Genomic DNA, 18,468 nt, shown 5'->3' with positions numbered 1-18,468 from the left:
CCCCATGAAGATCGCCTCGTGGAACGTCAATTCACTCAATGTCCGCCTGCCGCACCTGGAGCAGTGGCTCAAGGAGTTCGGCCCGGACATCGTCGGTATCCAGGAAACCAAGCTGGAGGACCACAAGTTCCCCGATTCGGCGCTGATCGGCGCGGGCTACCGCAGCGTGTTCGCCGGCCAGAAGACCTACAACGGCGTGGCGTTGCTGTCGCGTGAGCCGGCGCAGGACGTGCAGATCGGCATTCCCGGTTTCGAGGACGAGCAGAAGCGCGTCATCGCCGGCACCTTCGGCGACCTGCGGGTGATCAACCTGTACGTGGTCAACGGCCAGGACATCGGCACCGACAAGTACGAGTACAAGCTGCGCTGGCTGGAGGCGGTGCATGCCTGGATCGCCGAAGAACTGCAGCGGCACCCGAAGCTGATCGTGATGGGCGATTTCAACATCGCCCCGGACGCGCGCGATGTGCACGACCCGGAGGTGTGGAACGAGAACCACATCCTCACCTCCACCGCCGAGCGTGGCGCGCTCAACAAGCTGCTGCAGCTGGGCCTGCACGATGGCTTCCGCCTGCACAATGACGAGGCGGGCACCTTCAGCTGGTGGGATTACCGTGCCGCTGGCTTCCGCCGCAACCTGGGCCTGCGCATCGACCTGACCCTGGTCTCCGATGCGCTGAAGGGCAGTGCGGTGGCTTCGGGTATCGATCGTGAGCCGCGGACCTGGGAACGGCCGAGCGATCACGCGCCGGCATGGGTGCAGATCGGTTGAGCGAACGGGGCCCGACGATTGCCGGGCCCGTTGTGATGCGTCTGCCGGCCAGCGGCCGGCACGACTGCCGTGTCAGCGTATGCTCTTGCGGGTGAACAGGTTGACGATCGCCAGCAGGATCACCGCACCGATCAGCGAGAACAGGAAGGTGCGGATGGTGATCGCTTCGTTGATGCCGCCGCCGAACAGCCAGCCGGAAATCAGCGCGCCGACGATGCCGACCACGATGTTGAGGATGATGCCCTGCTGGGCATCGCGCTTCATGATGATGCTGGCCAGCCAGCCTACGATGCCGCCGACGATCAGCCAGATGATGATGCCCATGATCGAACCTCCGGTGGGGAACTGTGACCAGTTGACGCGCACGGCCGTGAACCCGTCGTGGAATTGCGTGATGGGCGCGTGCGGATGAGCCTGCCAGCCACCCTCGACGGCCCGTGGCGCTTCGGTCCGGTGACGGTCTGGCGGCGCCCGCACGTGCCGGGCCACCGCGGCGAACCGCAGGCGCGGCAGGTGCTGGCGCAGGCGCTGGGCGCCGAGCCGGAGACGCTGCCACTGGTCCGTGATGACAAGGGCCGGCCAGAGCTGAGCGGCGCGCTGGCCCACTACGGCACCGGCTGGAGCCACAGCGGCGAGGTGCTGCTGGTGGCGCTGGGCGAAGGCGTGCGGCTGGGCGTGGACCTGGAGCTGCTGCGGCCGCGGGCCCGCCTGCTGGAGATCGTGCAGCGTTTCTTCCACCCCGAGGAGGTGGCCTGGCTGGAAAGCCTGGACGAGGCCGGGCGCGAGCACTGGTTCTTCCGCGTGTGGTGCGCCAAGGAAGCGATGCTGAAGGCGCACGGGCAGGGCATCTCGTTCGGCCTGCACCGCCTGCAGCTGGCGCCGGGGGCCGATGGCGCCCTGCACCTGCGCTGGTGCGACCCGGAACTGGGCGAGGCCGCGCGCTGGCACCTGCACGAATGGCAGGCCACCGGCCAGTTCCGTGCGGCATTGGCCTGGTATCCACACTGAAGCGGGGAATCAGCGCGCAAAACCGGCGATAATGTCGGCATGAGCGAACACCCACTTCCCGCCAGCGTGTCTGCCACGCTGGAACAGGGCCTGGCCAGCATGGGCCTGGACGCCGCGCTGGCGCCGCCGCTGCTGCGCTACCTGGCCCTGCTGCACCGCTGGAACGGCACCTACAACCTCACCGCCATCCGCGATCCGCAGGAGATGGTCACCCGCCACCTGCTTGACTCGCTGGCGATGCAGCCGTTCGTGGCCGATGGCAGCCTGGCCGACCTCGGCACCGGCCCCGGGCTGCCCGGCATCCCGCTGGCGATCGCCTGCCCGGGCCTGCAGGTCACCCTGGTCGAGAGCAACGGCAAGAAGGCGCGCTTCATGCGCGAGGCCGTGCGCCAGCTCGGCCTGGGCAACGCCCGCGTGGCCGAATCGCGCGCCGAGGCGCTGGACGAGGCCGGCCGCTACGACCAGCTGACCGCGCGCGCGATGGACACCCTGGCCGGCATCGTCCGCGTCGGTGGTCACCTGCTGCGCCCCGGCGGTGTGCTGCTGGCCATGAAGGGCGTCTACCCGCATGAAGAGATCGCGGAGCTGCCGGACGGCTGGCAGGTGCGCGAGGTGACCCCGCTGAGCGTGCCCGGCCTGGCCGGCGAACGCCACCTGGTCACTGTTACAGGCCCCTGATTCCCGCCGCCAGCCCCTTGTGGAACAACGGGTTGGCGATTCACGATTTCCGCAAGGGGCCGGTTGTACGCATAATGACCGGTCCCAGCACACGTCGACGAGGCACACCCGCATGGCCCGCATCATCGCCATCGCCAACCAGAAGGGTGGCGTCGGCAAGACCACGACCGCCGTCAACCTGGCCGCTTCCCTGGCCAACGCACCCAAGCGCGTGCTGTTGGTCGACCTGGATTCGCAGGGCAACGCGACCATGGGCAGTGGCGTGGACAAACGAGAGCTGGCCGCCTCCACCTGTGACCTGCTGCTCGGCGAGAACAGCGCCGCCGATGTGCGCGTGCAGACTGCCGAGGGCTACGACCTGCTGCCCGGCAACATCGACCTGACCGCCGCCGAGATCCAGTTGATGGGCCAGAGCGAGCGCGAGCAGCGCCTGAAGCGCGCGCTGGCGCCGATCCGCGACGAGTACGACTACATCCTGATCGACTGCCCGCCGGCGCTGTCGCTGCTGACGCTCAACGCGCTGGCCGCCGCCGACTCGGTGATTGTGCCGATGCAGTGCGAGTACTACGCGCTGGAAGGCCTGAGCGCGCTGGTGGAAACCATCGAGGCGCTGCGCACCAGCCTGAACCCGGCGCTGGAGATCGAAGGCGTGCTGCGCACCATGTTCGATGTGCGCAACAACCTGGCCAACGCGGTCTCGGCCGAGCTCACCGAGCACTTCGGCGACCGCGTGTTCCGCACCATCGTGCCGCGCAACGTGCGCCTGGCCGAGGCGCCCAGCCATGGCCAGAGCATCGTCGGCTACGACCGCGCCTCGCGCGGTGGCGTGGCCTACCTGGGCCTGGCCGGCGAGATCATCCGCCGCAACAACGAACGCAACAAGGCCGCCAAGGCCGTGGAGACCGTCTGATGACCAGCAGTAAGCCGGCAGCCAAGAAGCGAGGCCTCGGCCGTGGCCTGGATGCCCTGCTGGGTCCCAAGGGTGCGGTCAGCCAGGTGCAGGCCACCACCGCGGTGATCGAGCCGCTGCCGGGTGAAGTGCTGCGCAAGCTGGCCGTGGGCCAGCTGCAGCCGGGCAAGTACCAGCCGCGCCGCGAGATGGACGAGGGCAAGCTGTCCGAGCTGGCCGACTCGATCAAGTCGCAGGGCGTGATCCAGCCGATCCTGGTGCGCCAGCTGCCGGCGGGCAACTACGAAATCGTTGCCGGCGAACGCCGCTGGCGCGCATCGCAGCTGGCCGGCCTGGACGAAGTGCCGGTGGTGGTGCGCGAGCTGGAAGACCGCACCGTCATCGCGATGGCGCTGATCGAGAACATCCAGCGCGAAGACCTCAACCCGCTGGAAGAAGCCGAGGCGCTGCAGCGGCTGATCAGCGAGTTCACCCTGACCCATGCCGAGGCCGCCGAGGCCGTCGGCCGCTCGCGCGCGGCGGTGTCCAACCTGCTGCGCCTGCTGGAGCTGCCGGTGGCGATCCGCCTGCTGCTGGAAACCCGCCGCCTGGAAATGGGCCACGCCCGCGCGCTGCTGACCCTGGCCCCCGAGCTGGCCGGCAAGCTGGCGCAGGAAGCGGCCGATGAAGGCTGGTCGGTGCGCGAGGTCGAGCGCCGTGCGCAGGCCTTCGCGGCCGGCAAGGTGCCGAGCAACCGCCCGGTGGCCGCGCCGAAAGTGCAGCAGGCCGACATCGCCTCGCTGGAAACCGAGCTGTCCGAAGCCCTGGGGGCCAAGGTGGCGATCAACCATGGTCGCGGCGGCAAGGGCAAGCTGATCATCCACTACACCGACCTGGATACCCTGGACGGCGTGCTGGAAAAGCTGCGCACGCGCCAGGGCTGAGCCCGGCGCAATGACAGGGGGCGCGGCCCGTTCCTGCCGTGTCCCGCGAATGACAGGGAACGCACCGCCGCGCGCGCCGTGGGATGTACTGCCTTCCGGCCCGTGGCCTCATCCAGGGAGCAGGACATGAGCAACGCATTCGACGACGTCAGCCCGGGCGGCAGCCCGATCCTGGTGCACAGCCGCCAGAAGGACTTCACCCCGCCGCAGGGCGAAGAACACATCGAGGCGATCGGCGCGCACATCGAGCGCCACCTGGGCCCGGTGTCCGGCGTCTTCCACGAGATCATCTCCGACCTGGTGCACATCGACGTGCACGTGGTGCCGGCCACCGACCAGTTCCCGTATCTGCGGCTGGTGACCTCCGGCATGAGCGATCTGCCGATGACCGTGCCCGCCGAGGTGGAGGCGGACGTGCCGCGCTACATGGAGCTGATGGTGACCCTGCCGGCCGACTGGCCGATCTCGCAGGACGCCTTCGAGGACGAGCGCAACTACTGGCCGGTGCGCCTGCTGAAGGGCATGGCGCGGCTGCCGCACGAGTACGACACCTGGCTGGGCTTCGGCCACACCATTCCCAATGGCCATCCCAGCGAGCCCTATGCGCCGGGCGTGGGCTTCGACGGCACCATCGTGCTGCCGCCGGTCACCACCCCGGAAGATTTCGCCGAACTGGTGCTGGAGGATGGCAGGACCATCGCCTTCATGGCCCTCATGCCGCTGTACCCGGAAGAAATGGACCTGAAGCTGAAAAAGGGCGCCGAGGCGCTGCTCGACCGCTTCGATGCAAAGAACATCCAGGACGTGATCGAGCCCGGCCGCACCAACGTGGCCAGGAAGCGTTTCGGGCTGTTCTGAGCCCGCAGCGTATCCTCTGCACCTGTACTCATTGATTTCCAGGCAACTGCAATGACCATCCTGCTCACCGGCGCTGCCGGCTTCATCGGTGCCTACACCGCCCGCGCGCTGCTGGAGGCGGGCCAGCCGGTGGTCGGCCTGGACAACTTCAACGACTACTACGACCCGCAGATCAAGCGCGACCGCGTGGCCGCGCTGTGCCCGGCGCTGGACCTGCGCACGCTGGACCTGACCGATCGCGAAGGCCTGGCCGCACTGTTTGACGAAGTGCAGCCGACCGCGGTGATCCACTTGGCCGCGCAGGCCGGCGTGCGCTATTCGCTGGAAAACCCGCACGCCTACGTCGACAGCAACCTGGTCGGCTTCGTCAACATGCTCGAACTGTGCCGCCACCGTGGCGTGCAGCATCTGGTGTATGCCTCCAGCAGCTCGGTCTACGGTGATTCGGCCACGCCGCCGTTCTCCGAGGACCAGCGCGTTGACCAGCCGCGCTCGCTGTACGCGGCGACCAAGGCCGCCAACGAACTGATGGCCTACACCTACGCGCAGCTGTATGGCCTGCACGCCACCGGCCTGCGTTTCTTCACCGTGTATGGCCCGTGGGGCCGACCGGACATGGCACCGCTGCTGTTCTCGCGTGCGGTGCTGGCCGGGCGGCCGATCGACGTGTTCAACGAAGGCCGCATGCAGCGCGACTTCACACATGTTTCCGACATCGTGTCGGGTATCCTCGGCGCCCTCGCGCATCCGGCCGACGGTCCGGTGCCGCACCGGGTGTTCAACCTCGGCAACCATACGCCGGTCGAGCTGGAGCGCTTCATCAGCGTGATCGAACAGGCCGCCGGCCGCCCCGCGCAGAAGGTCTACAAGCCCATGCAGCCCGGCGACATGGTGCGCACGATGGCTGATACCCGACGCGCACATGACGCTTTCGGCTTCGATGCGGTGACCCCGATCGAAGAAGGCCTGCCGCCTGTGGTGCAGTGGTGCCGCGAGTATTTTGGCGATCGCGCCTGAGGATGGATCCTCACGCCGCGGGGTTCATCTTCGGATAACCTCGGTTTCGGAGAATGCGCGGTCTTTGTCCCCCCTTGGCCGAGTGCCTTATGAGCCAACCCGAGCTTTCCGTTGTCGTCCCGGTGTTCAACGAGCGCGACAATGTCGCCCCGCTGGTTGCCGAAATCACCGCTGCGCTGCGTGGCCGGCTGCCGTTCGAGATCGTCTACATCGACGATCACTCGCGCGATGACACCCTGGCGGTGCTGCAGGGGCTGAAGGCAACCACCCCGGAACTGCGCGTGCTGCACCATGTGAACCAGAGCGGGCAGAGCACCGCGGTGCGCACCGGCGTCAAGCATGCGCGGGCGCCGTGGATCGCCACCCTGGATGGTGATGGCCAGAACGATCCGGCCGATATTCCCAAGCTGCTGGCAGCGCGCGATGCTGCCGAGGCGCAGGTGAAGCTGTTTGCCGGCTGGCGCGTCAACCGCCAGGACAGCGGCAGCAAGCGCTGGGCCAGCCGCTGGGCCAACCGCATCCGCGCGCGCATGCTGCGCGACGATACGCCCGACACCGGCTGCGGCATCAAGCTGTTCGAGCGCAGTGCGTTCCTCGACCTGCCGTACTTCGACCACATGCACCGCTACCTGCCGGCGCTGATGCAGCGCGCCGGCTGGAAGACCACCAGCGTGCCGGTCAACCACCGCCACCGCACCGCCGGCGTGTCCAAGTACAACAACCTCGGGCGCGCGCTGGTCGGCATCCGTGACCTGCGCGGCGTGGCCTGGCTGATCACCCGCAGCAAGCGCACCGCGGTGGAAGAGCGGTGATGGGCCTGGAGCTGCACTGGCTCGACCAGCCGCTGACCTGGCTGTACTGGACCGGCCTGCATGTGACCGGCTGGAAGCTGATCGGCTATACCGGCGCACTGATGTTCGGCGGCCGCTGGCTGGTCCAGTTCATCGCCTCCAAGCGCGCCGGCAAGCCGGTGATCCCGCGCCTGTTCTGGTACATGAGCGTGATCGGCAGCCTGATGACGCTGAGCTACTTCCTGTTCTCGGCCAAGCAGGACTCGGTGGGCGTGCTGCAGAACCTGTTCCCGGCGTTCACCGCGCTGTACAGCCTGCACCTGGACATCAAGCACCGGGGCTGGAAGCGGGACAAGGCCAGCCACTGAGGCTGTGGGGTCGGATCCCTTTCCGCAGGAAAGGGCTCTGACCCCGTCCGGATCGCCGGCGCATCCACGCATGGCGTGGCTCTGTTGCATGTCCGGCGGCCGTGCCGGGTCCTGCCTGCTGTGGGTAGAGTCGACTTTCGCGCGAAGCGCGGGGTTTGCTACATCTGGCGGAAGAGCAGCCGACTGACAGTCGGCTCTACCACGCGCCTTCGGCGCTGGGGCCCCGGCCTGCGGCCGGTTCCCGGTCCTGCCTGCGTTGCAGGCAGGACCTTCGTCCCATGCCACGGGCCGTGGGCGGTGCCATGATCGGGGTCTGCCTTCCCGGGAACCTGTGCTCGTGAAAACCCGTCTTGCCGTTGCCCTGCTGATCGCCCTGTCCGCCCCCGCCGTGGCCCTGGCCGCGCCGCCCGCCACCGCCGCACCGGCCAGCGTGGCCACTGAATCGCCCGCCGACGCCGCCTTCCGCGCGCTGTACGAGAAGGAATGGAAGTGGCGCCAGCAGGGTGGCGGTGAAGCCAGCGAGGACGAGGACGCCCCGGCCAACGCCACCCGCATGCCCGACATCGGCCCGGCCGCGCAGCAGGCACGCTTGAAGGTGTGGGACGAAACCCTGGCCGCGCTGAAGAAGATCGACCCGAAGACCCTGTCGCCCGACAACCAGGTCAACTACGCGATCTACCACGACCAGGTGTTCAACCTGGCCGAAGAGACGCGCCTGCGCGGCTACGAGATGCCGTTCAACGCCGACTCCTCGTTCTGGTCCAACCTGTCCTTCATGGCCCGGCGCGAGATGAAGACCGCGCAGGACTACCAGAACTACATCGCCCGCCTGAACGATGTGCCGCGCTACTTCGGCCAGCAGACCGAGAACATGCGCGTCGGCCTGAAGCGTGGCTTCAGCGTGCCGCGTGCCGTGCTCGATGGTCGCGAAGTGTCCATCGCTACCGTTGCCGAACTGAAGGACCCGACCGAATCGCCGCTGTACGCGCCGTTCAAGAAGCTGCCCAACAGCATCCCGGCGGCCGAACAGGCCAGGCTGCAGGCGCAGGCGCGCGCGGCGATCAGCGGCAAGGTGGTGCCGGCGTTCCAGCAGCTGCGCACCTTCTTCGTCAACGAGTACGTGCCGCAGGCGCGCACCACCCTGGCCGCCGAAGCGATGCCGGACGGCAAGGCGTACTACAAGCAGCAGATCCACGAATACACCACGCTGGACCTGTCGCCGGACGAGATCCACCGCATCGGCCTGGGTGAGGTCGAGCGCATCCAGAAGGAAATGAACGACATCATCAAGCAGGTGAAGTTCAAGGGCAGCTTCGCCGAGTTCCTGACCTTCCTGCGCACTGATCCGCAGTTCTATGCCAAGACGCCGGAAGAGCTGCTGTCGCGCGCCGCGTGGATTTCCAAGCGGGCCGATGGCCAGCTCGGCAAGTACATGACGTTGCCACGCGCGCGCTTCACCATCGTGCCGGTGCCGCCGGACATCGCACCGTTCTGGACCGCTGGCCGTGGTGGCATGGGCACCTACTGGCTCAACACCTACAACCTGCCGTCGCGCCCGCTGTACAACCTGCCGGCACTGACCCTGCACGAATCCGATCCGGGCCACTCGCTGCAGGGCGCGATCGCCGCCGAGCAGAAGAACCTGCCCGAGTTCCGCCGCAACGCCTACATCTCCGCCTATGGCGAAGGCTGGGCGCTGTACTGCGAGAAGCTGGGCGTGGAGATGGGCATCTACGAAACCCCGTACGAGGATTTCGGCCGCCTGACCTACGAGATGTGGCGCGCTGCGCGCCTGGTGATCGACACCGGTGTGCACAGCAAGGGCTGGACCCGCGAGCAGGCAATGGCCTACCTGCGTGACCACACCGCATTGAGCGAACATGAAGTGACCACCGAAGTGGACCGCTACATTTCCTGGCCGGGCCAGGCGCTGAGCTACAAGCTGGGCGAGATCGCCATCGTTCGCCTGCGTGCACAGGCCGAGAAGGAGCTGGGCGACAAGTTCGACATCAAGGGTTTCCACGACACCCTGCTCAAGCAGGGCTCGGTGCCGCTGCCGGTGCTGGAACAGCAGATCCAGGCCTACATCGCCGAACGCAAGAAGGCCTGACCGTTCCAAGGTAGTGCCGGCCGCTGGCCGGCAATCCGACCCGGTCATGGGGTCGGATCCCTTTCCCACGGAAAGGGCTCCGACCCCGGCATCACCTCACCCCACCGCCCTTGGCTTGGCCACCCGTGCCGCGAAGGTCGGCAGCACCAGCAGGGTCAGCACGGTGGCGGTGATCAGGCCACCGATCACCACCGTCGCCAGTGGCTTCTGCACCTCGGCACCGGAACCGCTGGCGATTGCCATCGGAATGAAGCCGACGATCGCCACCAGTGCCGTGGTCAGCACCGCGCGGATGCGACTTGAGGCACCGTTGATCGCCGCCTGCAGCGGCAGGTCGCCGGCGTCCAGACGTTCGCGGATCGCCTGCATCAGCACCAGGCCATTCAAGGTCGCCACGCCGGAGACGGCGATGAAGCCGACCGCCGCCGACACCGAGAACGGCATGCCACGCAGCAGCAGCGCGAGGATGCCGCCGACCAGTGCCAGCGGCACGCAGCTGAACACCAGAATGGCTTCCTTGCCGCTGCGCAGGGCCATGAACAGCAGGCTGCCGATCAGCAGGAACACCACCGGCACCACCGTTGCCAGCCGCTTCTCGGCGCGCTGCAGGTTCTCGAACTGGCCACCCCAGGTCAGGTACGCACCCGGCGGCAGCGCCACGTCGGCCACTGCAGCCTGCGCTTCGCCCACGAAACCGCCCAGGTCGCGGCCACGCACGTTGGCCTGCACCACCACGCGGCGGCTGCCGTTGTTGCGGCTGATCTGGTTCGGCCCTTCGCTGACCGTGATGCGCGCGACCGACGACAGCGGAATCACCAGCCCCGACGGCGTGGCGATCGGCAGTGAGGCCAGTTGGTCCGGATCGTTGCGCGAGGCATCGTCCAGGCGCACCACCACGTTGAAACGGCGGTCGCCTTCGAAGATCTTGCCCGCCGCGGTGCCACCGATACCAGTGGACAGTGCATCGCTCACGTCCGCGGCGGTCAGCCCATACTGTGCCGCTGCAACGTGGTCGATGGCCACGTTGAGCGTCGGCAGGCCGGAGATCTGCTCCACCCGCACATCGGCCGCGCCCTCCACCGCGCGCAGCTTCAGCGCCACCTGGTCGGCCACCTTCTGCAACTGGCTGAAGTCATCGCCGAAGATCATCACCGCCAGGTCGGTACGCACGCCGGAAATCAGCTCGTTGAAGCGCAGCTCGATCGGCTGGCTGAACTCGAAGCTGTTGCCCAGCTGCTGCCCGGCCAGCGTTTCGAAGCGTGCCACCAGCGCGTCCTTGCCCAGCTTCGGATCCGGCCAGTCCTTGCGTGGCTTCAGCACGATCACGCTGTCGGAGATGTTGGTCGGCATCGGGTCGATGGCCGCCTCGGCGGTACCGGTGCGCGAGAACACGGTCTCCACTTCCGGCTGCTTGGCGATTGCCTTTTCCAGTGCCAGCTGCATCGCCAGCGACTGCTCAAGTGAGGTCGATGGCACGCGCAGGGCCTGCATCGCCACGTTGCCTTCGTCCAGCGTCGGCATGAACTCGCGGCCCAGCAGCGAGAACGAGCCGATGCCCACCACCACCATCATCACCGCACCGGCCAGCACCGTGCGCGGATGGGTCACGGCCTTGCGCACCACCGGCTCGATGCGCGCACGCAGCACGCGGATCAGCTTCGTCTCGTGCTCGCCATCATCGGTATGCGCATCGCCGTCCTTGACCTTCGGCTCGCGCACCAGCAGCGCGGCCATCGCCGGCACGAAGGTGAAGGAGAAGATGAAGGCACCGACCAGGGCCAGCATGAAGGTGGCTGCCATCGGGTGGAACGTTTTGCCCTCCACGCCTTCCAGAGTAAGGATCGGCGCGAACACCAGCAGGATGATCAACTGGCCGAAGGCCGCAGGGCGCGCCATCTTCATGGCCGAATCGGCGGCCACGCGCAGGCGTTCCATCGCGGTCAACGCACGGCCGAGTTCGGCGCGGCGCTGACCCAGCATCAGCAGCGTCGACTCGACCACGATCACCGCACCGTCCACCAGGATGCCGAAGTCCAGGGCACCCAGGCTCATCAGGTTGCCGCTGATGCCGAAGCGGTTCATGCCGATCACCGCGAACAGGAACGACAGCGGAATCACCAGCGCGGTGATCGTTGCCGCACGCAGGTTGCCCAGCAGCAGGAACAGCACCACCACCACCAGCAGCGCGCCCTCGGTGAGGTTCTTGGCCACGGTCTTGATGGTGGAATTGACCAGCACGCTGCGGTCCAGCACCGGTGCCGCCACGATGTCGGCCGGCAGCGATTTGTTCACCTGCTCCAGGCGCGCGGCTGCGGCCTGGGCCACGGTGCGGCTGTTGCCGCCGGCGATCATCAGCGCGGTGCCCAGCACGGCTTCGTGGCCGTTGCGGCTGGCCGCACCCAGGCGCGGCGCGCGGCTCAGCTCGACCTCGGCCACATCGGCCACGCGCACCACCACGCCATTGCGGGTGGCTACCGGGGCCTGTGCCAGATCCTCGGTGGTCAGTGCCAGGCCATCGGCACGCACCACCAGGCCTTCGCCGGCACGCTGCACGAAACCGGCACCGGCCTGCACGTTGGAACGCTGCAGGGCAGTGACCAGATCGGCCAGGCCGAGGCCGTGCGCGGCCAGCCGGGCGCTGTCCGGATGCACGCCGTATTCCTTGACGTAGCCGCCGACCGTATCGACGCCGGCCAGCCCCGGGCTGGAACGCATCTGCGGCGCGATGATCCAGTCCTGCACGGTGCGCAGGTAGGTGGCACGTTCTTCTGGCGTGCGCAGCAGGTTGCCTTCCGGCGTGCGGTAGACCTCGCCGGCCTGCCAGCCCGCTTCACCGGGCTTGGCCAGCCTGGCCGGATCGAACGTGGTGAAGTCCACGGTCCACATCAGCACTTCGCCGAGGCCGGTGGTGACCGGCGACAGCATCGGCGACGCACCATCGGGCAGGTCTTCGGATGCCTCGCGCATGCGTTCGGCCACCTGCTGGCGGGCGAAGTAGATGTCGGTCGCATCGGTGAAGATCGCGGTGACCTGCGAGAAGCCATTGCGCGACAGCGAACGCGTGGTGGTCAGGCCGGGAATGCCGGCCAGCGCGGTTTCCAGCGGGTAGGTCACCTGCCGCTCGATCTGTTCCGGCGTCAGCGCCGGTGCCACCGTGTTGATCTGCACCTGGCGGTTGGTGATGTCCGGCACCGCGTCGATCGGCAGCTTGCCCAGCTGGAACAGGCCCACGGCAGCGATCAACGCCGCCATGAACACCACCAGCCAGCGGTGGCGCACCGCTGTTTCAATGATCAGCTTGAACATGGTCGCCTCCTCAGTGGCCGTGCTCGGCTTCGCCCTTGGCCAGTTCGGCCTTGAGCAGGAAGGCGTTGGCACCGACGATGCGCTCGTTGCCGGTCAGCCCACCGAGGATCTCGATGCGGTCGCCGGCACGGCGCCCGGCCAGCACCGGCTGTGCCTTGAAGCCGCCGTCGACGGCGACGAACACCGCGCTGCTGCCATCAACGTTCTGCACCGCGTCGGCGGGCACGCTGAGCGAACCGTCCTGGCCTTCGGTGACCACCACTGCCGAAACCGGCGAACCGGCCGGCGGCAGCGAAGCGTCCACCGGCGTGGCGCGGATCACCGCGACGCCGCCCTGCTGACGCACATCAGCGGCCGACCCGGTGACGGTGGCGGTGAAGCTGCCACCCGGCACGCTCACTTCCAGCTTCATGCCGGGCGTGACCTGTGCGGCCAGCGCGGGCGGCGCGGTGAACACCAGTTCGTTCATCGCCGGATCGGCGACATCGGCCACCGCGCTGCCGGCGGCGACCACCCCGCCCGGGGTGACCTGCACGTTGCCGACGATGCCGGCCACCGGACTGGTGATGCGCACGCGGCCACTGGCATCGGGCGCACCGTTGGCAGCAGCCTGGGCCTGCGCGGCAGCGGCCTGGGCCTGTGCCGCCAGCGAGCGGGCGCGCGAGGCCTCCAGCTCCTGGCGCGCGACCACACCCTGGTCGACCAGCGCCTTGTCGCGGCCATAGGCCAGGCGCGCGGCTTCGGCTTCGGCCGATGCAGCCAGTGCATTGGCGCGGAATACCGCGGCCTCACCGCTGACCACGATCGCCAGCGCCTGGTTCTGCTTCACCGCCGTGCCCGGCGCGACCAGCACGCGCTCGACGCGGCCGGTTACCGTGGACGCCACCGACGCGCGTGCGCCCACCGACGGCTCGACGCGGCCGGACAGGCGCGTGGAGCCACCGCCACCGCGGCCGATGGCGACCACCTCGATACCGGACGCCTTGATCTGTTCCGGGGTCAGCTCCACCACGCCTTCATCGGCGTCGGCGGGGGCCTTGGCGGTTTCCGCCTTGGCCTCCTTGCTGTCGGCGGCATGGCCGTGGCCATCGTCGGTGCCGGCCTTGGCCGCAGCCGGGTCTTCATTGGCAGGCGTCTGCGCATTGCCGGCGCAGCCGGCAAGCAGAACGGTCAGCAGCACGCCGCCGATCAGCGGGAAAGTACGGGAGAGAGTCATTTGGCCTCCACAAAAGGTGCGCGCCCTTCAAGGCGGGCAAGATCGATTTCGGCGCCGACGCGCGACAGGCGCGCATCCACGGCGGTGCCGCGGGCGGCGATGAGGGCGCTGCGCGTGCTGCGCAGTTCCAGCTGCGAGATGCGTCCGGCGTCGAAGCCGACGCGTGCGAGGCGATACGCCTCTTCGGCGGCGACCACGCTTTCATCGGCGGCGCGGGTACGGCTGCCGGCCGCCTTCAGCCCGGCCACGGCAGACAGGCGTTCGGCCTCGCTGTCGCGGCGCTGCTGGTCCAGGCGTGCCTCGGCCGCGCGCTGGTCGGCATTGGCGGCGCGGATGCCACCGCGGTTGCGGTCGAACAGCGGGATGCTGAGGCTGACCCCGAGGTTGTAGGCACGCTCGCCGCCTTCGCGGAAGCGGGTCTGCGCGGCAGTGACGCTCAGATCGGGCAGGGCGCGCTTGCGCTCCACGTCGACCAGCTTGCCGGCCGCATCGGCTTCGGCTTCAGCGATGCGCACCGCCAGCGCCACGTCGGTGGCGCCACGCGGCAGCGGCGGGGCACGGTCGAGCAGGCTGTTGTCGATCGACTGCACCGGCGCATCCAGCAGCGCGGCACCGGCCAGGCGGGCCAGCGCGGCGTCGCGGAACGCCTGCGCCTCATCCAGCGCAGCGCTGGCATTGGCCACTTCGCTCTGCGCCTGCACCGCGCGCAGCTGCGGTTCGCGGCCCTGCTTGACCATCGCGTTGACCGCATTGGCGTCATCGCGGGTGAGGTTCAGCGCCTCTTCGGCCAGGGCGTAGCGGCGCAGTGCACTTTCCGCCTGTGCGTAGACCACCGCCAGCTGGCTGGCCACGTCGCTGCGGCTTTGGGCACCACGCAGGTTGGCGGCCTGTGCCTCGGCACGGGCGGCACGGACACGCGCGCCACGCTGGCCCCAGACCTCCAGCGGCTGGGACAGGGTGAGCACGGTATCGGCCTTGCCCATGCCGCCATAGGAGCCGGTGCCCCAGGCGTTCTCGGCGGAGTAGGAAAGGGAAGGGTTGGGCAACGCACGGGCCTGGTCGGCGCGCGCGTCGGCGGCCTCGGCCAGCGCCGTACCGACGCGGGTACCGGGCAGCTGGTCCAGGCGTTCAAGCAGGGTGTCGTAGGAAGGGGCGGCTTGCGCCATCACCGATGCCGCCGGGGCCAGGCCCAGCAGCACAGCGACGACCAGCCCGGCCGCACGCGGCGACCGAGGTGTCAGGATCGACATAGGGGGATTCCGGTTGTGAGTGAAACGGGAGCCCGCAATCGCGGGACGCGCTCAACTCACGCCCGGGGAGGACGCGTCAATTCATCCTGGGCGACCGCATAGGTCGCCGCGTCGCCGGCATTCATCCAGCGCGCCGGCAGTGGCGCACCGAAGGCGGCGAGGGTGCTGGCCGGCAGGCTCAGATTGGAGTGGTGGCAGTGGTTGTGGCCACAGGCACCGACGTGCTTGCCGTCGGCATCGCCATCGGAATCCGGTGCGGACTCCACGTGCACCGTGCTGGCGTGCGGTTCCACCGTGCAGGCCAGCGCGTCGGCCACCGGCACGACCACGAATGCGGCCATCAGCAGCATCAGCAGGTACGAGCGAAGGTGGCGGGAGATCCGGCGCATGAAGGGGAGGCTAGCAAGCGGTTTTCGCCGGATACAATATCAATGGCCACCTCGAGAATCCGTCGGAGCCTCCCGTTCAGGTGGGTCGGGCTGGGGTCGGATCCCTTTCCTCCGGAAAGGGCTCTGACCCCGACACCTTGCTGCCGGCCAGCGGCCGGCACTACCGTTCTGCAGGCAGCTTCGCGATCACCTTGATCTCGAACTGGAACCCATACAGCCAGGTCACGCCGATTCCGGTCAGGGTCGGGTGCGGTGCTTCGCCCCAATACTCGGGCACGATCGCCCACGCCTTCTCGAAGTTCTTCTCGGGATCGACCAGGAACACGGTCACGTCGACCACGTCATCGAAGGTGCAGCCGGCGGCAGCCAGCACCGCGTTGAGATTCTCGAAGGCGCGGCGTACCTGGGTTTCAAAATCCGGCTCGGGTGAGCCGTCCTCGCGGCTGCCGACCTGGCCGGAGACGAACAGGAAGCCATCGGACCGGATCGCCGGCGAGTAGCGGTTGCGCTCGTACAAGGCCTGGCGGCCGGCGGGGAAAACGACATCACGCTGTGACATGGGGAAGATCCCGTGGGAGAGAACGCCCATCCTCCGCGCCAGCGCTGTCTGGATAAACCGCGATGATCGGCCTAGATTGATTGCCGATCCCAAACAATCATGGCCCGCCATGGACCGTTTCGAGGCGATGCGGGCCTTTGCCCGGGTGGTGGAAACCGGCAGCTTCACCCGCGCCGCGCAGACCCTGCAGATCAGCCGCACCACGGCCACCCAGCTGGTGCAGCAACTGGAGGCGCACCTGCGGCTGCGCCTGCTCAACCGCACCACGCGCCGGGTCAGCGTCACCGCCGATGGCGCGGCCTATTACCCGCGCATCGCCCGCCTGCTGGCCGAGCTGGAAGAGGTGGAGGGCGGGCTGGGCGACGCGGCCACCCAACCGCGCGGACGCCTGCGCGTGGATGTGCCCGGGCCGTACGCGCGCTTGCGGCTGGTGCCGGCGCTGCCGGATTTCCAGGCGCGCTACCCGGAGATCCAGCTGGACATCGGCGTCAGCGACCGCGAGGTCGATGTCATCGCCGACAACGTCGACTGCGTGATCCGCGGCGGCACCCCGGCCGACCCGGCACTGGTGGCGCGGCCGCTCGGCGCGCTGCCGATCGGTTTCCACGCCAGCCCGGGCTATGTGCAGCGTTTCGGCCTGCCGACCGACCCGCGCGCGCTGGAAGGGCCCGATCACCACATGGTCGGCTTCCTCAGCCCGCGCAGTGGCCGGGCGCGGGTGTTCAGCGCACAGCGCGGCGATGAGCGCGTCGAGGTGCAGGGCCGCTACACGGTCGGTTTCGACGACGGCAACGCCTATCTGGCGGCGGCGTTGGCGGGGCTGGGCGTGGTGGCGTTGCCCAGCTACATGGCCGAACCGCACGTGGCGCGCGGCGAGCTGCTGCCAGTGCTGCAGGACTGGCAGCTGCCGCCGATGCCGATGCATGTGATGTTCCCGCCGAACCGGCACATGAGCCAGCGGCTGCGGGTGTTCATCGATTGGGTGGTGGAAGCGTTGGGGTAAGTGCATCGGTCGCGTGCGAAAATCCGGCTGCACGTACTGGAGAACGCACACCCTGATGAGTCGCATCGTCGCACTGGATACCGAAACCACCGGCATCTCCCACCGCCTGGGGCACCGGGTGATCGAAATCGGTGCCGTCGAACTGATCGATGGCCAGCTCACCGGCCGCCAGTTCCACACCTACCTGCAGCCGCAGCGCAAGGTCGATTGGGGCGCACAGCGCGTGCATGGCATCAGCGATGCGATGCTGGTGGGCAAGCCACTGTTCTCCAGCAAGGCCGCCGAACTGCTGGACTTCCTGCGCGGCAGCGAAATGGTCGCGCACAACGCCACCTTCGACGTGGGTTTCCTGGACAACGAGCTGCGCCTGGCGGGCATCCCCGGCACGCTGGCCCAGCACTGCCGCATCACCTGCAGCCTGAAGCTGGCGCGCGGGCGCTGGCCGGGCCAGGGCAACAAGCTGGATGATGTGCTGCAGCGCCTGCGCATTCCCGGCAACCGCGGCCTGCACGGCGCGTTGAAGGATGCCCATCTGCTGGCCCAGGTGATCCCGCATCTGCGTTGAGCCGGCCCGGCACTACCGGCGGCCGTCGCGTTCAGCCCCAGCCTGTGGGTAACTTGCGCAAGTGCTTGAACCCGTGCATAATGCGCGGCTCGCTGTGTCCGGTTTTCTACCGGGCGGCGCCCCCGGGAACACGTCCCCGGCCGCCCAACGCCAGCGTAACCCTTTGATTCTCTTGACGTGTGGTGGGCAACCATCGAGGCCGCCGTCTCCCGGGCTACGGGCTGACAACTACTACTATCGAGGTGCGCAATGTCCCGCGTATGCCAGGTTTCCGGCAAGCGAGTGCAGACGGGTAACAACGTCTCGCACGCCAACAACAAGACCCGTCGTCGTTTCCTGCCGAATCTGCACGAGCGCCGTTTCTGGGTGGCCAGCGAGAACCGCTGGGTCAAGCTTCGTGTTTCCGCGCATGCACTGCGCACCATCGACAAGAACGGCATTGATTCCGTTCTGGCTGAGCTGCGTGCGCGCGGCGAAAAGGTCTGAGGAGTAAAGCATCATGGCAGGCAAGCGCGATAAGGTCCGTATGATTTCCTCGGCCGGTACCGGCCACTTCTACACGACCGACAAGAACAAGAAGAACACCCCGGGGAAGATGGAATTCCTGAAGTACGATCCGGTCGTGCGCAAGCACGTCCTGTACAAGGAAGGCAAGATCAAGTAATCCGCAAGGATTGCTGGTCCCCGCGAAGAAACCCGCCCTTGTGGCGGGTTTTTTCATGTCTGGCATCCAGATGTGGATGCC

20 protein-coding genes are annotated in these 18,468 nt (G+C 68.0%); 14 read left to right on the top strand and 6 right to left on the bottom strand.

The window, feature by feature from the left end; all coding sequences use genetic code 11:
- Positions 1 to 4 precede the first annotated feature (4 nt).
- On the top strand, positions 5 to 772 hold the full coding sequence (gene xth / locus ACZK1G_RS21975) for an exodeoxyribonuclease III (protein WP_049446923.1): 768 nt from the start codon (positions 5 to 7) through the stop codon (positions 770 to 772).
- Between the two features lie 72 nt (positions 773 to 844).
- Here xth and ACZK1G_RS21970 read toward each other — a convergent pair whose 3' ends face one another.
- A complete protein-coding gene (locus ACZK1G_RS21970) occupies positions 845 to 1,096 on the bottom strand; it encodes a GlsB/YeaQ/YmgE family stress response membrane protein (RefSeq protein WP_005411656.1) in 252 nt (83 codons plus the stop codon).
- An 84-nt stretch (positions 1,097 to 1,180) separates the two neighbouring features.
- Between ACZK1G_RS21970 and ACZK1G_RS21965 the strand changes: the two genes are divergently transcribed.
- The 9 genes from ACZK1G_RS21965 to ACZK1G_RS21925 all read left to right on the top strand — a co-directional run bounded on the left by ACZK1G_RS21965 (position 1,181) and on the right by ACZK1G_RS21925 (position 9,435).
- Positions 1,181 to 1,780: a 4'-phosphopantetheinyl transferase family protein gene (locus ACZK1G_RS21965; RefSeq protein ID WP_049446926.1), complete on the top strand. Its 600-nt coding sequence runs from the start codon at positions 1,181 to 1,183 to the stop codon at positions 1,778 to 1,780.
- A 39-nt stretch (positions 1,781 to 1,819) separates the two neighbouring features.
- Positions 1,820 to 2,458: a 16S rRNA (guanine(527)-N(7))-methyltransferase RsmG gene (rsmG, locus tag ACZK1G_RS21960; RefSeq protein ID WP_049442096.1), complete on the top strand. Its 639-nt coding sequence runs from the start codon at positions 1,820 to 1,822 to the stop codon at positions 2,456 to 2,458.
- Positions 2,459 to 2,570: 112 nt separating this feature from the next.
- The gene (locus ACZK1G_RS21955) at positions 2,571 to 3,368 is read left to right on the top strand and encodes a ParA family protein (protein WP_005411653.1); all 798 of its coding nucleotides are present in this window, start codon (positions 2,571 to 2,573) and stop codon (positions 3,366 to 3,368) included.
- The gene (locus tag ACZK1G_RS21950) at positions 3,368 to 4,291 is read left to right on the top strand and encodes a ParB/RepB/Spo0J family partition protein (protein WP_014038972.1); all 924 of its coding nucleotides are present in this window, start codon (positions 3,368 to 3,370) and stop codon (positions 4,289 to 4,291) included. The genes ACZK1G_RS21955 and ACZK1G_RS21950 overlap by 1 nt, the downstream gene beginning before the upstream one ends.
- 126 nt (positions 4,292 to 4,417) lie before the next feature.
- Positions 4,418 to 5,149, top strand: a complete 732-nt coding sequence (locus tag ACZK1G_RS21945) for a suppressor of fused domain protein (RefSeq protein WP_049446932.1) — start codon at positions 4,418 to 4,420, stop codon at positions 5,147 to 5,149.
- Positions 5,150 to 5,200: 51 nt separating this feature from the next.
- Positions 5,201 to 6,166, top strand: a complete 966-nt coding sequence (locus ACZK1G_RS21940; protein ID WP_049446935.1) for an NAD-dependent epimerase/dehydratase family protein — start codon at positions 5,201 to 5,203, stop codon at positions 6,164 to 6,166.
- An 89-nt stretch (positions 6,167 to 6,255) separates the two neighbouring features.
- Positions 6,256 to 6,978, top strand: a complete 723-nt coding sequence (locus ACZK1G_RS21935) for a glycosyltransferase family 2 protein (protein ID WP_049446937.1) — start codon at positions 6,256 to 6,258, stop codon at positions 6,976 to 6,978.
- Positions 6,978 to 7,325 (top strand): lipid-A-disaccharide synthase N-terminal domain-containing protein, encoded by a 348-nt coding sequence (locus tag ACZK1G_RS21930; protein WP_014038968.1) that lies wholly within the window; start codon positions 6,978 to 6,980, stop codon positions 7,323 to 7,325. Before ACZK1G_RS21935 ends, ACZK1G_RS21930 begins: the two co-directional genes overlap by 1 nt.
- Positions 7,326 to 7,662: 337 nt before the next feature.
- Positions 7,663 to 9,435 (top strand): DUF885 domain-containing protein, encoded by a 1,773-nt coding sequence (locus ACZK1G_RS21925; RefSeq protein ID WP_101766323.1) that lies wholly within the window; start codon positions 7,663 to 7,665, stop codon positions 9,433 to 9,435.
- Between the two features lie 96 nt (positions 9,436 to 9,531).
- Here ACZK1G_RS21925 and ACZK1G_RS21920 read toward each other — a convergent pair whose 3' ends face one another.
- The 5 genes from ACZK1G_RS21920 to ACZK1G_RS21900 form a co-directional block, all read right to left on the bottom strand.
- Positions 9,532 to 12,741 carry an efflux RND transporter permease subunit gene (locus tag ACZK1G_RS21920; RefSeq protein WP_049446941.1) on the bottom strand — a complete coding sequence of 1,070 codons (3,210 nt, stop codon included), beginning with the start codon at positions 12,739 to 12,741 and terminating at the stop codon, positions 9,532 to 9,534.
- A gap of 10 nt (positions 12,742 to 12,751) precedes the next feature.
- On the bottom strand, positions 12,752 to 13,957 hold the full coding sequence (locus ACZK1G_RS21915; protein WP_049446943.1) for an efflux RND transporter periplasmic adaptor subunit: 1,206 nt from the start codon (positions 13,955 to 13,957) through the stop codon (positions 12,752 to 12,754).
- On the bottom strand, positions 13,954 to 15,207 hold the full coding sequence (locus ACZK1G_RS21910; protein WP_101766321.1) for a TolC family protein: 1,254 nt from the start codon (positions 15,205 to 15,207) through the stop codon (positions 13,954 to 13,956). Before ACZK1G_RS21910 ends, ACZK1G_RS21915 begins: the two co-directional genes overlap by 4 nt.
- Positions 15,208 to 15,263: 56 nt before the next feature.
- Positions 15,264 to 15,596 (bottom strand): hypothetical protein, encoded by a 333-nt coding sequence (locus tag ACZK1G_RS21905; RefSeq protein ID WP_049446947.1) that lies wholly within the window; start codon positions 15,594 to 15,596, stop codon positions 15,264 to 15,266.
- 160 nt (positions 15,597 to 15,756) lie between these two features.
- The gene (locus ACZK1G_RS21900; RefSeq protein ID WP_101766320.1) at positions 15,757 to 16,155 is read right to left on the bottom strand and encodes a RidA family protein; all 399 of its coding nucleotides are present in this window, start codon (positions 16,153 to 16,155) and stop codon (positions 15,757 to 15,759) included.
- A 109-nt stretch (positions 16,156 to 16,264) separates the two neighbouring features.
- Between ACZK1G_RS21900 and ACZK1G_RS21895 the strand changes: the two genes are divergently transcribed.
- The 4 genes from ACZK1G_RS21895 (at position 16,265) to rpmG (ending at position 18,387) form a co-directional block, all read left to right on the top strand.
- Positions 16,265 to 17,158 (top strand): LysR family transcriptional regulator, encoded by an 894-nt coding sequence (locus tag ACZK1G_RS21895; RefSeq protein ID WP_101766319.1) that lies wholly within the window; start codon positions 16,265 to 16,267, stop codon positions 17,156 to 17,158.
- A 55-nt stretch (positions 17,159 to 17,213) separates the two neighbouring features.
- The gene (dnaQ, locus tag ACZK1G_RS21890) at positions 17,214 to 17,723 is read left to right on the top strand and encodes a DNA polymerase III subunit epsilon (protein ID WP_006402525.1); all 510 of its coding nucleotides are present in this window, start codon (positions 17,214 to 17,216) and stop codon (positions 17,721 to 17,723) included.
- Between the two features lie 249 nt (positions 17,724 to 17,972).
- On the top strand, positions 17,973 to 18,209 hold the full coding sequence (rpmB, locus tag ACZK1G_RS21885) for a 50S ribosomal protein L28 (RefSeq protein ID WP_005411638.1): 237 nt from the start codon (positions 17,973 to 17,975) through the stop codon (positions 18,207 to 18,209).
- A 10-nt stretch (positions 18,210 to 18,219) separates the two neighbouring features.
- Positions 18,220 to 18,387 (top strand): 50S ribosomal protein L33, encoded by a 168-nt coding sequence (rpmG, locus tag ACZK1G_RS21880; RefSeq protein ID WP_169411268.1) that lies wholly within the window; start codon positions 18,220 to 18,222, stop codon positions 18,385 to 18,387.
- Positions 18,388 to 18,468 lie beyond the last annotated feature (81 nt).

The organism is Stenotrophomonas sp. 109824_Sma (assembly GCF_056480025.1).
Note: the sequence above shows the minus strand (reverse complement) of the source record. Positions and strands in the feature narration are given on the sequence as shown.

What these genes read in the sequence shown, in the direction of transcription:
- xth (WP_049446923.1), top strand. Translation starts at nt 5, where the DNA reads ATGAAGATCGCCTCGTGGAACGTCAATTCACTCAATGTCCGCCTGCCG.
- ACZK1G_RS21970 (WP_005411656.1), bottom strand. Translation starts at nt 1,096, where the DNA reads ATGGGCATCATCATCTGGCTGATCGTCGGCGGCATCGTAGGCTGGCTG.
- ACZK1G_RS21965 (WP_049446926.1), top strand. Translation starts at nt 1,181, where the DNA reads ATGAGCCTGCCAGCCACCCTCGACGGCCCGTGGCGCTTCGGTCCGGTG.
- rsmG (WP_049442096.1), top strand. Translation starts at nt 1,820, where the DNA reads ATGAGCGAACACCCACTTCCCGCCAGCGTGTCTGCCACGCTGGAACAG.
- ACZK1G_RS21955 (WP_005411653.1), top strand. Translation starts at nt 2,571, where the DNA reads ATGGCCCGCATCATCGCCATCGCCAACCAGAAGGGTGGCGTCGGCAAG.
- ACZK1G_RS21950 (WP_014038972.1), top strand. Translation starts at nt 3,368, where the DNA reads ATGACCAGCAGTAAGCCGGCAGCCAAGAAGCGAGGCCTCGGCCGTGGC.
- ACZK1G_RS21945 (WP_049446932.1), top strand. Translation starts at nt 4,418, where the DNA reads ATGAGCAACGCATTCGACGACGTCAGCCCGGGCGGCAGCCCGATCCTG.
- ACZK1G_RS21940 (WP_049446935.1), top strand. Translation starts at nt 5,201, where the DNA reads ATGACCATCCTGCTCACCGGCGCTGCCGGCTTCATCGGTGCCTACACC.
- ACZK1G_RS21935 (WP_049446937.1), top strand. Translation starts at nt 6,256, where the DNA reads ATGAGCCAACCCGAGCTTTCCGTTGTCGTCCCGGTGTTCAACGAGCGC.
- ACZK1G_RS21930 (WP_014038968.1), top strand. Translation starts at nt 6,978, where the DNA reads ATGGGCCTGGAGCTGCACTGGCTCGACCAGCCGCTGACCTGGCTGTAC.
- ACZK1G_RS21920 (WP_049446941.1), bottom strand. Translation starts at nt 12,741, where the DNA reads ATGTTCAAGCTGATCATTGAAACAGCGGTGCGCCACCGCTGGCTGGTG.
- ACZK1G_RS21915 (WP_049446943.1), bottom strand. Translation starts at nt 13,957, where the DNA reads ATGACTCTCTCCCGTACTTTCCCGCTGATCGGCGGCGTGCTGCTGACC.
- ACZK1G_RS21910 (WP_101766321.1), bottom strand. Translation starts at nt 15,207, where the DNA reads ATGTCGATCCTGACACCTCGGTCGCCGCGTGCGGCCGGGCTGGTCGTC.
- ACZK1G_RS21905 (WP_049446947.1), bottom strand. Translation starts at nt 15,596, where the DNA reads ATGCGCCGGATCTCCCGCCACCTTCGCTCGTACCTGCTGATGCTGCTG.
- ACZK1G_RS21900 (WP_101766320.1), bottom strand. Translation starts at nt 16,155, where the DNA reads ATGTCACAGCGTGATGTCGTTTTCCCCGCCGGCCGCCAGGCCTTGTAC.
- ACZK1G_RS21895 (WP_101766319.1), top strand. Translation starts at nt 16,265, where the DNA reads ATGGACCGTTTCGAGGCGATGCGGGCCTTTGCCCGGGTGGTGGAAACC.
- dnaQ (WP_006402525.1), top strand. Translation starts at nt 17,214, where the DNA reads ATGAGTCGCATCGTCGCACTGGATACCGAAACCACCGGCATCTCCCAC.
- rpmB (WP_005411638.1), top strand. Translation starts at nt 17,973, where the DNA reads ATGTCCCGCGTATGCCAGGTTTCCGGCAAGCGAGTGCAGACGGGTAAC.